Genomic DNA, 14,273 nt, shown 5'->3' on the forward strand with positions numbered 1-14,273 from the left:
TGTTGTAAGGACAAGTAATGTACGAATCATATTATAAATTATCAGGAAAGCCTTTTCAGTTAGCTCCTGATCCTTTTTTCTTTTTTGGAAGTAGTACTCATAAACGAGCCCTTGCTTATTTAAAGTATGGATTATCTCAAGGAGAAGGCTTCATTGTTGTTACTGGTGATGTTGGGACTGGTAAAAGTACTTTGGTAAGAACCTTGTTTGGCTCTCTCGAAGGAAAAGATGATGTTGTTGCTGCTGAATTAATTAATACTCAATTAGATTCAACTGATATTTTAAGAATGGTAGCCGCGACTTTTGGTTTAGCCCATAAGGAAAATAAAAAATCGTCATTATTAAAAAACCTTGAGAATTTCTTTATTGCAAGAAGTAAAGAAGGTAAGCGCTGTATGTTAGTGATTGATGAAGCGCAAAACTTACCATTTGAAACTCTTGAAGAGTTGAGAATGCTGTCAAATTTATATCATGATGGTAAGACTTTATTACAGATATTTTTACTTGGACAATCAGAGTTTAGGGAACATTTGCGTGATCCAGCGCTAGAGCAAGTCCGTCAGAGGGTAACGGCTTCTTACCATTTAGCACACTTAGATGTTGAAGAAACCCAAGCTTATGTTGAGCACAGGCTAAGAAAAGTTGATTGGGATAACATGCCAAGTTTTACGGCTGAATCTTTTCAACTCATTTATGATTTTACAGAAGGAGTTCCTCGTAAGATCAATACCACTTGCGATCGCTTATTGTTGTACGGGTTTTTAGAAGAGAAGTCTCGTATTGATGGTGAGATTGTTAAAATTGTTACTTCTGAGATCACTCAAGAAAATGATGCAGGTAAAGAAGCGGCAGCCAAGTCAAAAGTACCATTAAAGGTTGTAGAAAGTGGATTGCCAGCCGATGCTTCAGCATTAGAAATTAGAGTTCATCAATTAGAAAAAGAAATGCAAGATTTACGTGATCGTTTTAGAAAAGAGCGTGAATTTATGCGTAAAATAGTGCAGATATCACTAAATTTTGATGATGAGTAATTGATTTTTTATGTTTTAGGTTAAAATAAAAGGGCTCCGAATGGAGCCTTTTTTGTTGTTTATCTTGATTCTATTGGTTTAACTTTACGTTCTGAACTTCCCGTATAAAGTTGGCGAGGACGACCTATTTTTTGTGTTGGTTCTGATATCATTTCTCTCCATTGAGCAACCCAGCCTACAGTTCTTGCTAAGGCAAAAATAACCGTAAACATATTAGTTGGAATGCCTATTGACTGCAAAATGATTCCTGAATAAAAATCAACATTGGGATAGAGTTTTTTCTCAATGAAATAAGGATCTTCCAACGCAATTCTTTCTAGTTCCATAGCAACTTTCAAAATAGGATCATCTTTTTTGCCTGTTGCAGCTAAAACTTCGTGGGCGCTTTCTCGCATAACTTTAGCGCGAGGATCAAAGTTTTTGTAAACTCGATGTCCAAATCCCATCAACCGGAACGGATCATTCTTATCTTTTGCCCGAGCTATAAATTCTGGTATGCGGCTAACATCACCAATTTCATTTAGCATATTTAAACAAGCTTCATTAGCTCCACCGTGAGCGGGGCCCCATAAAGAAGCGATCCCAGCAGCAATACATGCAAATGGATTAGCGCCCGAAGAACCTGCTAATCTTACGGTTGAAGTTGAACAGTTTTGTTCATGATCGGCATGTAATGTAAAAATTCTATCCATTGCTTTAACAAGAACAGGATCGGGTTTTTTGTCATGAGAAGGCATACTGAACATTTGGTGCAAAAAGTTTTCAGCATAGGTCATTTCGTTTCGTGGGTAAACAAAAGGGTGTCCCATTGAATATCGGTAACACATAGCAGCAATTGTTGGAACTTTAGCAATTAACCTCATTGCGCTACGAGAGCGGTGTTCTGGGTTATTAATGTCTAAGGAATCATGGTAAAAGGCTGATAGGGCGCCAACTACACCAACCATAATAGCCATTGGGTGAGCATCTCGTCTAAAACCTCGGAAAAATGTTGCTAACTGTTCATGTACCATCGTGTGGTTATTAACACAGTCGACAAATTCTTGTTTTTCATCTGCATTAGGTAACTCACCATTAAATAGTAAATAAGCAACTTCCATAAAGTCACATTTATCAGCTAATTCATCAATTGGATAACCGCGATAAAGTAAAATACCTTTACTGCCGTCAATATAAGTAATTTTTGATTCACAGGCTGCAGTAGACATAAATCCTGGATCATAGGTAAAAACACCGCTCTTGACTAATTTAGAGACGTCTATTACATCATTACCTTCACTCGGTGAATACATCGCTAAATTTAGCTCTTCTCCGCTTGGTAGAGTTAGTTTGGCGGATTTTTCCGTCATTGTATCAGCTCCTATATCTCTCGCAATTGCCTTAATGTTGTCGCGACTTGCTTCAAAATTCGGCAAACTAGTAGTTAATTGATTATTTTTGTTTAGAGCGCGCTACTATAAAGACTGACAGAATTTTGTCAATTGGATTAGCACACTAATAAAGAGTTTTTGGTTATTTGTTATACAAAATTGATATCTATCATCTAAATTTTTAATTCATTTGTAATCAGTGCATTAGGCTTATATAATTCGCCCTCACTGGGGTTGGCGTTTTTTTTATATAACTACTCACTGTTAGAAAATTCGTTCGTTAAAAGTTTAGCAGATGTTTGGGTTTCTGCTTAAAATAAATAGTCAACATTAATCTATTTCACACAATTGAGATGAATTGTAGCCGTGAACAATAATAGACCTGTAAATTTAAATTTGGCAGCATTCAAATTTCCCGTGACATCGATTTCTTCGATACTACATCGGGTGTCGGGTGTTCTGCTTTTCTTGTCCGTTCCTTTTTGCCTTTGGGCTCTTCAACAAAGCTTAACGCCTTCTGGTTTCGGTGAATTAAAAGTTCTCCTTTCTGGCGTTATCGGTAAATTGGCTGTTTGGCTAATTTTATCAATGCTAGCTTACCATATTATTGCAGGTGTTCGTCATTTATTGATGGATGCTGGAATAGGTGAGTCGTTAGAAGGTGGTCGTATGGGATCCTACGCAGCAATAGTTCTAGGTGCTGTTGTTGCAGTTATTTTGGGAGTTTGGATATGGTAGCTTCAGCAACGAGTTTAGGGCGTAGTGGCCTGCATGACTGGATGATTCAACGAGTTACGGCTGTTGTGCTTGCTGCTTATGTTGTTTATCTGGCGGGTTTTGTCTTTTCTTCAGAAGTGTTGGCGTTTAGCACTTGGCAAGGACTTTTTGCGCAAACATGGTTTAAAGTTTTTTCGCTTTTAGCTTTAGCTTCGCTTTGTTTTCATGCTTGGATTGGAATGTGGATAGTCTCGACTGATTACATTAAACCAACTGGTATCAGAATGGTTTTTCAAGTACTCATTATTTTGTCATGTTTTGCGTTTCTTATTTGGGGCGCTCAAATTCTTTGGAGTGTATAAATGGGAATACCAGTTTATACCTATGATGCCGTTATAGTAGGCGGAGGTGGTGCAGGAATGCGTGCATCACTTCAATTAGCGAAATCTGGCCAGAAAGTAGCGCTGATTTCAAAAGTTTTTCCAACTCGTTCGCACACAGTTTCTGCTCAAGGTGGAATAACTGTTGCTTTGGGTAACTCTCACGATGACGATTGGCGATGGCATATGTTTGATACGGTAAAAGGTTCAGACTATATCGGTGACCAAGATGCAATTGAATATATGTGTGAAAATGGTCCTGATGCAATTTTAGAATTAGATCATATGGGATTACCATTTTCACGATTAGAAAACGGTAAAATATACCAACGTCCATTTGGTGGTCAATCTAAAGAATTCGGCGGTGAGCAAGCCGCTAGAACAGCCGCAGCGGCAGATCGAACTGGTCATGCGTTGTTGCACACCTTATACCAACAAAATCTAGCTGCGAACACTCAGTTTTTTAATGAATGGTATGCCATTGATTTGGTTATGAATGACAAAGGTCAGTGTTGCGGTGTTATCGCGATGTCGATTGAGTCTGGTGAAGTGGCATTATTTAAATCACGTGCGACGGTTTTTGCTACAGGCGGTTCAGGACGTATTTTTGCTTCAACAACGAATGCATTAATTAACACGGGCGATGGTGTTGGTATGGCATTAAGAGCAAACATTCCTGTACAAGATATTGAAATGTGGCAATTTCACCCAACTGGTATTGCTGGAGCTGGTGTCTTAGTCACAGAAGGGTGTCGTGGCGAAGGTGGTTATCTGATCAATAAAGACGGCGAGCGTTTTATGGAAAGGTATGCTCCTAACGCGAAAGATCTAGCCAGCCGAGATGTTGTTGCTCGCTCAATGACAAAAGAAATTTTAGAAGGGCGAGGTTGTGGACCTAACGGTGATCATGTGATGTTAAAACTTGATCATTTAGGCGCCGATACATTGAATACTAAATTACCTGGTATTTGTGAGCTCTCAAAAACTTTCGCACATGCCGATCCGGTTGAAGTACCTATTCCGGTTGTTCCTACCTGTCATTATATGATGGGTGGAATTCCGACCAATAAATATGGACAGGTGATCGGTAAAAAATCAGGTCAAGATGAATACATTGTCGATGGTTTATATGCTGTAGGTGAAATAGCTTGTGTTTCTGTTCATGGTGCTAACCGTCTTGGTGGAAACTCATTACTTGATTTAGTTGTTTTTGGACGAGCTGCTGGTATGCACCTAGAAGATGCGCTTGATGATGGTATGCCTCAAAATGAGTTTACAGACGATAATGTTGACGCAGCAATGGCTAGATATAATCGTTGGGATCAAAGTAGCGGTGGTGAAGATCCTGTTGCTATTCGCAAAGAAATGCAGCAGATTATGCAAAATCACTTTGGTGTTTTCCGTACTGGAGAATTAATGGAAAAAGGTATGGTTGCTTTGGAGCAAGTTGCAGAAAGGCTCAAAAATGCGACGCTTGATGATAAATCTAAAGCCTATAATACTATGCGTGTCGAATGCATGGAGCTTGATAATTTAATGGCAACAGCAAGAGCGACCGCAAAGGCGGCTAATTACCGTGAAGAAAGTCGTGGTGCTCATAGTCGAGAAGATTTTCCTGAGCGTGATGATGAAAACTGGTTAACTCACAGTTTGTATTATCCCGAAACACATGAAATGGATAAACGACCTGTTAATATGGAACCTGTTTCAATGGAAGCTTTCCCGCCTAAAGCTAGAACTTATTAGTGCAGAATGAGAGATAATTATGCAATTTTCGATTTATCGATATAACCCTGAAGTAGATAAAAAGCCACGTATGCAGGATTATGAGCTTGAAATTGAAGCTGGCTCAGACATGATGCTGCTTGATGCGCTGATTGCACTGAAAGAGAAAGATTCTACTTTAACATTTCGCCGAAGTTGCCGTGAGGGTGTTTGTGGTTCTGACGGTGTCAACATTAATGGTAAAAATGGCTTAGCTTGTATTACCCCAATATCATCATTAAAAGGCAAAAAGGTTGTTGTGAGACCATTACCTGGCTTACCTGTTATTCGTGATCTTGTTGTTGATATGGCCCAATTTTATCGCCAGTATGAAAAGGTAAGGCCTTATCTGATTAACAATGATGAACCTCCTGCGCGCGAGCATTTGCAGTCACCAGAAGAGCGCGCTAAGTTAGATGGTTTGTATGAGTGCATTTTGTGCGCATGTTGCAGCACGGCTTGTCCTTCATTTTGGTGGAATCCTGATAAGTTCGTTGGTCCTTCTGGTTTGCTTCAAGCCTATCGTTTTTTAATTGATAGTCGAGACACGGAAACAGAATCTCGCTTGGCAGATTTAGATGACGCATACAGCGTATTTCGTTGCCGCGGTATTATGAACTGTGTGAGTGTTTGCCCTAAGGGACTCAATCCAACACAGGCAATTGGTCATATCCGTTCAATGATGCTAAAGCAAGGTGTATAGACAAACCAACAAAATGACTTAAATTAGTCTATTATCTGCAATAGACTTAAGATAAAACAGCTTTTAGCCTTAGGTTAAAGGCTGTTTTTGTTTTTTATCAATGTTCATATGCTTTTTTTGCATACAAGAGACAATCATAAGGTCAGAAACTAGTAAAGCATTGTTTTAAGCACTATAATACGCGCAAAATTTCTGGATTATTTTGCGCTAATAAATAATCAGGTTTAACTCTTTAATTAATTAAAAGTGGAAATAAAATCATGAACTTACATGAGTATCAAGGTAAGCAACTATTTAGGGAATACGGTCTACCTGTTTCAAATGGTATTGCGGTTGATTCCCCTAAAGCAGCTTTTGAAGCAGCAGGCCAAATTGGTGGAAACAAATGGGTTGTTAAAGCACAAGTACATGCAGGTGGTCGTGGTAAGGCTGGCGGTGTAAAGCTGGTCGATACCAAAGAAGAAGTCAAAGAGTTTGCTAAGCAGTGGCTAGGCAAAAACCTGGTTACTTATCAAACTGACGAAAAAGGTCAGCCTGTTTCAAAAATTTTGGTTGAAGACTGTACAGATATTGAGCAAGAGCTTTATTTAGGTGCTGTTGTCGATCGCTCAACGCGCAAAGTTGTTTTTATGGCTTCTACAGAGGGTGGAGTTGAGATTGAAAAAGTCGCAGAAGAAACGCCTGAAAAGATCCATAAGGCAATTATTGATCCTTTAGTGGGAGCTATGCCTTATCAGGCTCGAGAGCTAGCCTTTAAAATGGGCTTAACAGGAAAAAACATTAAACAATTTACCCATATCTTTTTACAGCTTTCTAAATTATTTAATGATCTTGATTTAGCTTTGTTAGAAATCAATCCGTTAGTTATTACCAGTGCGGGTGACTTACATTGTTTAGATGCCAAAATTAATATTGACAGCAATGCAGTTTATAGACATTCGCGCTTAGGTGACATGCACGACCCTAGTCAGGAAGATGAGCGTGAAGCCCATGCCGCATCTTTCGATCTGAACTATGTTGCTCTAGATGGCAATATTGGATGTATGGTTAATGGTGCTGGTTTAGCAATGGGAACTATGGACATTGTTAATTTACATGGCGGTTCTCCAGCTAATTTCTTAGACGTTGGTGGTGGCGCGACTAAAGAGCGTGTTGTTGAAGCATTTAAGATTATTTTAACTGACGATAATGTAAAAGCTGTTCTTGTTAACATTTTTGGTGGAATTGTCCGTTGCGATTTGATTGCTGAAGGTATCATTGGAGCAGTAGAAGAGGTTGGTGTAGAAGTTCCTGTGGTTGTTAGATTAGAAGGAAATAATGCTGAGTTAGGTCGTAAAGTACTAGCTGATAGCGGATTAAATATTATTGCTGCCACTGGCTTAGCTGACGCAGCCAAAAAAGTTGTTGCTGCAGCGGAGGGCAAATAAATGAGCATATTAATTGATAAAAATACTAAAGTTATTTGTCAGGGGTTTACTGGTTCTCAAGGTACTTTTCATTCAGAACAAGCCATAGAATATGGTACTAAAATGGTCGGTGGTGTAACACCAGGTAAAGGTGGGCAAGAACATTTAGGATTACCCGTTTTTAACACTGTTGCTGAGGCTGTTGAACAAACAGGGGCAGAAGCTTCTGTTATTTATGTTCCAGCGCCATTTTGTAAAGATTCTATTTTAGAAGCGGCTAATGCAGGTATTAAATTAATTGTTTGTATTACAGAAGGGATCCCTACCCTCGATATGCTTGATGCAAAAGTAAAATGCGACGAGCTTGGAGTGAGATTAATTGGGCCTAACTGCCCAGGTGTAATAACTCCTGGAGAATGTAAAATTGGTATTATGCCAGGACATATTCATTTACCTGGTAAAGTTGGTATTGTTTCTCGTTCGGGCACATTAACTTATGAAGCCGTTAAGCAAACAACCGATGCGGGTTTTGGACAAACGACTTGTGTGGGAATTGGTGGTGATCCTATTCCAGGAACAAATTTCATCGATGTTTTAGAAATGTTTCAAAATGATCCAAAAACCGAAGCAATTGTTATGATTGGTGAAATTGGCGGAACTGCTGAGGAAGAAGCTGCGGCTTTTATTAAAAGTAATGTAACTAAACCGGTTGTATCTTATATTGCTGGTGTTACCGCTCCTCCAGGAAAACGTATGGGACATGCTGGCGCGATTATTTCTGGTGGTAAAGGTACTGCTGATGAAAAATTCGCTGCCCTTGAAGATGCAGGCGTAAAAACAGTAAGAAGTCTTGCTGACATTGGTGATGCTTTAAAAGAAATTACTGGTTGGTAATTTCTGATAGTATATTGGAAAAGCCGGCATATTTGTCGGCTTTTTTATTTTCATCATTTTAAGTTCTTTGTCGTTAATTTAAGTTTTAGTTAGGCTAACCAAAAGTTTATTGTGTGTGAGAAAAATATAAGGAGAGTTTATGTCTTTTCAGATTGAACCTGTGATTTTTAAAGGTAAACTTGTAACCTTAAGGCCCTTAGCATTATCAGATAGAGATGACTTATTAGCCGCAGCAAAAGATGGAAATTTATCAAAGCTTTGGTATACCGGTGTACCAGATGAGTCTTCTATTGATAATACGATAAATATTGCTCTTCAGAGTATGGACAAGCGTGAACAAATTCCATACGTAGTTGTACTTAACTCATCAGGAAAAATAGTTGGCAGTACTCGCTATTGCAATATCGATGCTGCTAATCGACGACTTGAAATTGGCTATACATGGTATTCAAAATCTGTTCAGAGAACAGGGGTTAATACGGAGTGTAAACTTTTATTATTACAACATGCATTTGAATCATTAAAAGCTATAGCTGTCGTGTTTTGCACACATTGGTTTAATCAAGCATCAAGAAATGCTATTTTACGTTTGGGGGCAAAACAAGATGGTGTTTTACGTAATCATAGAATATTGCCTGATGGCTCTTATAGGGACACGGTTGTATTTTCAATAATTGAATCAGAATGGTTGGCTACTAAAAGGCACTTAACTCATAAACTTGATTTTTATTCTTAAGTACTCCCTTGACTTAGGTCAATCAATAAACATAAGAACAGCATAGAATAGCTGTCCATTAATCATTTTATTTAGGAAATGAGCGTGGAGTTAGTCTGTCCTGCTGGTAATTTTCCGTCATTAGTTAAAGCGGTAGATAATGGTGCAAATGCTGTTTATATCGGCCTAAAAAACGAAACTAATGCTCGACATTTTGCAGGGTTAAACTTTTCTAAACAGCAAATTGTTAAAGCTATCAATTATGCACACAAACATAATTGTAAAGTTTATTGTGCTATTAATACCTATCCAAGAGAAAATCGGTGGAGCCGTTGGACAGAATCAGTTGATCAAGCAATTGACCTTGGCATTGATACTTTAATTGTCGCTGATATAGGGGTGATGGATTATATTAGAAATAAAAGTCAAACTTTTCCAATTCACTTATCTGTCCAAGCTTCAGCAACAAGTGTTGAAGCGCTTAACTTTTATCATCGTCATTTTTCCATAAAAAGAGCGGTATTACCACGTGTTCTTTCTTTAGCACAAGTTGCTACATTAGCCAAAAAATCATCGGTAGAAATAGAAGTTTTTGGCTTTGGTAGTTTATGCATTATGGCTGAAGGGCGTTGTTATTTGTCTTCTTATTTAACGGGCGAATCACCGAATACTCAAGGAGTTTGCTCTCCTGCATCTTATGTTCAATGGGAAAATAAAGGTGATATATTAGAGTCTCGTTTAAATCATTTATTAATTGACCGGTTTGAAAAAAATGAAAATGCAGGTTATCCAACTCTATGTAAAGGACGTTTTGATATTGCTGGAAAAACTCAACATGCCATGGAAGAGCCTACCAGTTTAAATACAATGGATATTTTACCTGAGCTTTATCAAGCAGGAGTTGCTGCGATTAAAATTGAAGGGCGTCAGCGTAGCCCAGCTTATGTTGCAACTGTTGCAAAATATTGGAGGCGGGCTATTGATCAAGTAAAAAGTGGTCGTTCATTCTCTGCTGCTGAGCCAATCAGTTGTTTGCAAGAGTTGGCAGAAGGAAAGCAAACAACAATAGGTGCTTACGAAAGAGATTGGCAATAACATAAACAGGCTGTTAAAAAATGAAAATTTCAATTGGTACAGTACCTTACTTTTGGACAAAGCAAAAATATTATGAGTTTTATTCGACTTTAGCTAAGACTAATGCTGATGTCGTTTATCTTGGTGAAACTGTTTGCTCAAAGCGTCGCAATATGAAAATGCAAGATTGGTTAGAGATGGCGCAGTTATTACAAAGTACAGGCAAACAAGTTGTATTATCTACAATGACGTTAATTGAAGCAGAGTCAGAATTAAAATATTTATGTCAAATAGCAAAACAAAAAGATTATTTAATTGAAGCTAATGATATTGCTGCAATTCATGTCGCTTCTGAAAATAATAATCCTTTCGTTGTTGGCGGTGCTATTAATGTTTATAACTACCAAACATTTGCAAAAATGCTTCAGCTAGGAATGATACGTTGGAGTGTCCCTGTTGAATTAGGTCAAACAGATCTGAAATCTATCGTTGAAAAAATCAGTCATTTTGAAGTGGAATATCAAATATTTGGCAGAATGTCTTTAGCATATTCGGCACGTTGCTTTACTGCTCGTCATTACTATTTGACAAAAGATCAATGTACATTTAAATGTTTAGATCATGAGCAGGGAATATTAGTTAAAACTCAAGAGGGAGAGAGCTTTTCGCAAATTAATGGTATTCAAATACAATCAGCCAAAGTGACAAATTTATTATCTCAATGGCAGGCTCTGTTTAAAGCTGGTGTTAATGTTTTTAAAATTGTACCTACTAATATTGAAGACACGATTAAAGCGGTTAATTGGCTCGATCAGTCAAGGTTAGATAATGATACGGTCAAACCAATTAATTTTAGTGGGTATGAGTTTTGTAATGGTTATTGGTTTCAAATTGAAGGGATGCAGTATCTTTCTGAATAAGAAAATCGGTGAATTTATTTTATCATTTAAGAAACCTACTCAATAACTTGTTATTTGAATATTAAGAAGAATTAAGTCTATTTTTTTTGATGTTAAGTTATCTCATCTCATTAAATAATTTTTATTATATTGAAAGTTAAGTTATAGTATTATGTTAATGATTTTATATATTGATTTATATTTGATTATTTAATGCAATATCTATTTAAAAATAAAGAGAAGGAACTATGAAAGGAATTTATTTAACTATATTACTGCTTGTCAGTTTTTCAACACTGGGAAAAGAAAATCTCACTCCATTAACCCCTGAACAATTGTTTTCCGATCCTGAGGTTTCAGATTTTTCTATGTCACCCGATGGAAAGTATATGGCTGTTGTGATCCCACAAGAAAATACTGACTTAGTCAGTATTACAGATCTAGATGCTAAAAAAATTACTTATTCTTTTAGAATGGGAAAAAATAAGTATATGGGCAGGTTCAGGTGGGCAAATAATACGCGCTTATTGATAGAGCCTGCGATAAAAGTTGCTTTTCGTGATCAAAAATATCTCACTCAAAAATTACAAGCAATTAACTTTGATGGTTCTCAGAATAGGCTTCTTTATGGATATCGAGTTGATTTAACTAAAAGTGCGAAAAACAAGCGGTTTAATGATTATTTTCATATTGAAAGTATTCTACCTAATGATGATGAGCATATTTTATTGAGTACTCAAGTCGATTGGAAATCGAGTAGTACTAAGCAGTTACAAAAATTGAATATTTATAAAGGTAAATTATATCCTCGTGAAAGATCTTCGGTCAGTAATGCAAATTTTACTGTTGATTATGATGGAAACCCTGTTGCTCAAACAGGGACATCATCAGAAGATGAATATATTTTTGAGTATAAAAATAAAAAGGATGAATGGCAGAAATTCCCTGATGCTGATAATTATACTTTATTATCCAATGCTTTTGATTCCAATATTTATTTAAGCAAAATGATTAGCGGGGATAATAAAGAGGAGATATTACAATTTAACCGTTTCGATCAATCAATACCCTGGCTACACTTAATGGGAATGAGGTGACAGGTTGGGGGAGAAGTTTTAGTGGAAGAATGTATGCTTATCGTACTGATGATAAATATCCGAAGCTAAATTTTTTAGATCCAAAAAGTGAAAAAGCCAAGTTTCATCAACAGCTAAAACAAGCTTTTAAAGGCAAGTATGCGCGTGTTATTCAAAGCAGTAGAGATTATAAAAGAAGAATTATTGCTGTAACAGGTGATAATGAGCCTGGTCTGTATTATTTGTATAAGGATAATCAATTAATGCAAATTGCTAAAGTTAGAGCATCAATAGATAGGAAGCAGTTTTCATCGATGAGTCCAATAGAGTTTAAAGCGAGGGATGGTTTGCTTATTAATGGCTATATTAGTTATCCAAATAATCAAGAGTCAACTGCTCCAATGGTAGTCATGGTGCATGGCGGTCCATTTGGGGTGAGAGATTATTGGGGGTTTGATAGAGAAGTTCAATTACTAACTAGTCATGGTTATAGTGTTCTTCAGGTTAATTATAGAGGAAGTGGATCTTACGGTAGAAAGTTTAAAGAATCAGGTTATCAGCAGTATGGTCTTAAAATGCAAGATGATTTAACCGATGCCACTTTATGGGCCATAAAGAATGGCGTAGCCGATAAGAATAAAATATGTATTTATGGAGGAAGTTATGGCGGTTATGCTGCCTTAATGGGAGTTGCTAAGGAGCCTGATTTATATCAGTGTGCTATCGGCTTTGCGGGAGTATACGACTTACCTTTGAAATATGAAACTGGTGATATCCAAGAGGCTAATTGGGGAGATGCTTGGTTAGAAAAGTCTATGGGGACTGATATGAAAGTTTTGGCGGAAAACTCTCCCGCTCGTTTGACTCATAAAATTAAAGCAAAGTTATTTATCGCTCACGGTGAACAAGATAAACGCGTGCCTTTTGAGCATTATGAAAAACTGACTGAAGCCTTGGATAAAAATAAAAAGCCTTATGAATCTATGATTTTTGAAGGTGAAGCACATGGCATTGCTAATACCAAAAACAAAATTAAATTTTATAAAAAAATGCTTAGCTTTTTGGATGAGGTTTTTGAAGAGTAATAATTATTATTTAAGTTAAAGTGAAAGTATTGATAATGTTTTTGTTTTAAGTCTTTGTCAAACTAGTATACTTAACAAAAACTCATAGCCTGGTTCCTCGGCTATGAGTTTATTGCTTTACTCAATCTCAGTTGTTAACTCTCCACGCAAACTTATTTGCATTTTTTGTTTGATTTCTTCAACAGTACATTCACTACTTAATAAATAACTCAGTTTAGTGAGTGTTGCTTCCGGTGTCATATCAAAACCACTGATCACACCAGCATTAAGTAGGCCATGTCCTGTTTCATACCCGCGCATATCCACACTGCCTTTATAGCACTGAGTACAATTAACGATAATAACGCCTTGAGCTGATGCATCGCTAAGTAGTTTTAATAATTTTCCATCATTACACGGAGCATTGCCCATACCATAGGTCATTAGAACTAATCCTTGTATTGAAGAAGATAAAACATTCTCTAACAGTTCAGCAGGAAAGCCAGGAAACAAAGATAAAATAATAACTTTAGGGGGAGATATTTTTTGAATTTTAAGCCGTTCCGCAGGATCTTTTAAAAGAAGTTCTTCATGAAGTTTTATTTTTGTACCCACTTCTGCAATTGCAGGAAAGTTTGGTGATTGAAATGCGTGAAATCCACTTGCATTTAATTTTCTAGTACGATTACCGCGGTATAGACGGTTATGAAAATAAAGCCCAACTTCAGGAATATCGTAATTGCCTGCTAATAATAGTGAGGTAATTAAATTATCTCTTGCATCGGTTCTCATTTGTGACCAAGGTATCTGAGAGCCTGTTACTATAACTGGTTTTGATAAGTCTTCAAGCATAAAAGATAATGCCGATGCAGTATAAGCCATGGTATCTGTTCCATGTAATACAACAAAACCATCAAACTCATCGTAACGAGATTTTATGTCTTGTGAAATAAAATACCAATCTTCAGGTGTTATATTAGATGAATCGATCAGATTTTCATATTCATGCATTTTTACTTGGGGCATGTCGGGTGATGCAAATTCTGGTAATGAAGCTATTTGTTCAGTGAAGTAACCTGATTCGGGAATAAAACCTTTATCACTAGGTTTCATTCCAATCGTTCCACCAGTATAGGCAACATAAACTTTTTTATGATTCATGGGCATTAATAAAAGAAAA

At 37.0% G+C, this 14,273-nt stretch carries 14 protein-coding genes; 12 read left to right on the forward strand and 2 right to left on the reverse strand.

Translation table 11 applies throughout. The features are described from left to right. Positions 1–17 precede the first annotated feature (17 nt). Positions 18–1,031 carry an XrtA/PEP-CTERM system-associated ATPase gene (locus ACT5E3_RS11890; protein WP_444998516.1) on the forward strand — a complete coding sequence of 338 codons (1,014 nt, stop codon included), beginning with the start codon at positions 18–20 and terminating at the stop codon, positions 1,029–1,031. Between the two features lie 59 nt (positions 1,032–1,090). Here ACT5E3_RS11890 and gltA read toward each other — a convergent pair whose 3' ends face one another. Then, positions 1,091–2,380 (reverse strand): citrate synthase, encoded by a 1,290-nt coding sequence (gene gltA / locus ACT5E3_RS11895; protein ID WP_444998517.1) that lies wholly within the window; start codon positions 2,378–2,380, stop codon positions 1,091–1,093. A gap of 387 nt (positions 2,381–2,767) precedes the next feature. Between gltA and sdhC the strand changes: the two genes are divergently transcribed. The 11 genes from sdhC to ACT5E3_RS11950 all read left to right on the forward strand — a co-directional run bounded on the left by sdhC (position 2,768) and on the right by ACT5E3_RS11950 (position 13,114). Next, positions 2,768–3,139 (forward strand): succinate dehydrogenase, cytochrome b556 subunit, encoded by a 372-nt coding sequence (sdhC, locus tag ACT5E3_RS11900; protein ID WP_444998518.1) that lies wholly within the window; start codon positions 2,768–2,770, stop codon positions 3,137–3,139. Continuing rightward, entirely contained in the window at positions 3,133–3,480 is a 348-nt protein-coding gene (gene sdhD / locus ACT5E3_RS11905; RefSeq protein ID WP_444998519.1) for a succinate dehydrogenase, hydrophobic membrane anchor protein, read from the forward strand. The genes sdhC and sdhD overlap by 7 nt, the downstream gene beginning before the upstream one ends. Further along, a complete protein-coding gene (sdhA, locus tag ACT5E3_RS11910; protein WP_444998520.1) occupies positions 3,481–5,244 on the forward strand; it encodes a succinate dehydrogenase flavoprotein subunit in 1,764 nt (587 codons plus the stop codon). 19 nt (positions 5,245–5,263) lie between these two features. Next, positions 5,264–5,965: a succinate dehydrogenase iron-sulfur subunit gene (locus ACT5E3_RS11915; RefSeq protein ID WP_444998521.1), complete on the forward strand. Its 702-nt coding sequence runs from the start codon at positions 5,264–5,266 to the stop codon at positions 5,963–5,965. 260 nt (positions 5,966–6,225) lie between these two features. Beyond that, positions 6,226–7,392 carry an ADP-forming succinate--CoA ligase subunit beta gene (gene sucC, locus ACT5E3_RS11920; RefSeq protein WP_444998522.1) on the forward strand — a complete coding sequence of 389 codons (1,167 nt, stop codon included), beginning with the start codon at positions 6,226–6,228 and terminating at the stop codon, positions 7,390–7,392. Then, a complete protein-coding gene (gene sucD / locus ACT5E3_RS11925) occupies positions 7,393–8,265 on the forward strand; it encodes a succinate--CoA ligase subunit alpha (protein WP_444998523.1) in 873 nt (290 codons plus the stop codon). It abuts the gene before it with no gap. A gap of 139 nt (positions 8,266–8,404) precedes the next feature. Continuing rightward, complete coding sequence (locus tag ACT5E3_RS11930; RefSeq protein ID WP_444998524.1) at positions 8,405–9,001, forward strand: GNAT family N-acetyltransferase; 597 nt, start codon at positions 8,405–8,407, stop codon at positions 8,999–9,001. A gap of 84 nt (positions 9,002–9,085) precedes the next feature. Then, on the forward strand, positions 9,086–10,075 hold the full coding sequence (gene ubiU / locus ACT5E3_RS11935; RefSeq protein WP_444998525.1) for a ubiquinone anaerobic biosynthesis protein UbiU: 990 nt from the start codon (positions 9,086–9,088) through the stop codon (positions 10,073–10,075). Positions 10,076–10,095: 20 nt separating this feature from the next. Beyond that, the gene (locus ACT5E3_RS11940; protein WP_444998526.1) at positions 10,096–10,974 is read left to right on the forward strand and encodes a U32 family peptidase; all 879 of its coding nucleotides are present in this window, start codon (positions 10,096–10,098) and stop codon (positions 10,972–10,974) included. Between the two features lie 227 nt (positions 10,975–11,201). Next, positions 11,202–12,050 (forward strand): hypothetical protein, encoded by an 849-nt coding sequence (locus ACT5E3_RS11945; RefSeq protein WP_444998527.1) that lies wholly within the window; start codon positions 11,202–11,204, stop codon positions 12,048–12,050. Next, on the forward strand, positions 12,047–13,114 hold the full coding sequence (locus ACT5E3_RS11950; protein ID WP_444998528.1) for an alpha/beta hydrolase family protein: 1,068 nt from the start codon (positions 12,047–12,049) through the stop codon (positions 13,112–13,114). Before ACT5E3_RS11945 ends, ACT5E3_RS11950 begins: the two co-directional genes overlap by 4 nt. 117 nt (positions 13,115–13,231) lie before the next feature. On the opposite strand, the gene ansA is transcribed toward ACT5E3_RS11950, so the two are convergent. Then, complete coding sequence (gene ansA / locus ACT5E3_RS11955; protein WP_444998529.1) at positions 13,232–14,254, reverse strand: asparaginase; 1,023 nt, start codon at positions 14,252–14,254, stop codon at positions 13,232–13,234. Positions 14,255–14,273: the final 19 nt, after the last annotated feature.

This window comes from Aliikangiella litoralis (genome assembly GCF_052495765.1).

What these genes read in the sequence shown, in the direction of transcription:
- ACT5E3_RS11930 (WP_444998524.1), top strand. Translation starts at nt 8,405, where the DNA reads ATGTCTTTTCAGATTGAACCTGTGATTTTTAAAGGTAAACTTGTAACC.
- sdhA (WP_444998520.1), top strand. Translation starts at nt 3,481, where the DNA reads ATGGGAATACCAGTTTATACCTATGATGCCGTTATAGTAGGCGGAGGT.
- ACT5E3_RS11915 (WP_444998521.1), top strand. Translation starts at nt 5,264, where the DNA reads ATGCAATTTTCGATTTATCGATATAACCCTGAAGTAGATAAAAAGCCA.
- ACT5E3_RS11945 (WP_444998527.1), top strand. Translation starts at nt 11,202, where the DNA reads ATGAAAGGAATTTATTTAACTATATTACTGCTTGTCAGTTTTTCAACA.
- ACT5E3_RS11940 (WP_444998526.1), top strand. Translation starts at nt 10,096, where the DNA reads ATGAAAATTTCAATTGGTACAGTACCTTACTTTTGGACAAAGCAAAAA.
- gltA (WP_444998517.1), bottom strand. Translation starts at nt 2,380, where the DNA reads ATGACGGAAAAATCCGCCAAACTAACTCTACCAAGCGGAGAAGAGCTA.
- sdhD (WP_444998519.1), top strand. Translation starts at nt 3,133, where the DNA reads ATGGTAGCTTCAGCAACGAGTTTAGGGCGTAGTGGCCTGCATGACTGG.
- ACT5E3_RS11890 (WP_444998516.1), top strand. Translation starts at nt 18, where the DNA reads ATGTACGAATCATATTATAAATTATCAGGAAAGCCTTTTCAGTTAGCT.
- sucC (WP_444998522.1), top strand. Translation starts at nt 6,226, where the DNA reads ATGAACTTACATGAGTATCAAGGTAAGCAACTATTTAGGGAATACGGT.
- sucD (WP_444998523.1), top strand. Translation starts at nt 7,393, where the DNA reads ATGAGCATATTAATTGATAAAAATACTAAAGTTATTTGTCAGGGGTTT.
- ansA (WP_444998529.1), bottom strand. Translation starts at nt 14,254, where the DNA reads ATGAATCATAAAAAAGTTTATGTTGCCTATACTGGTGGAACGATTGGA.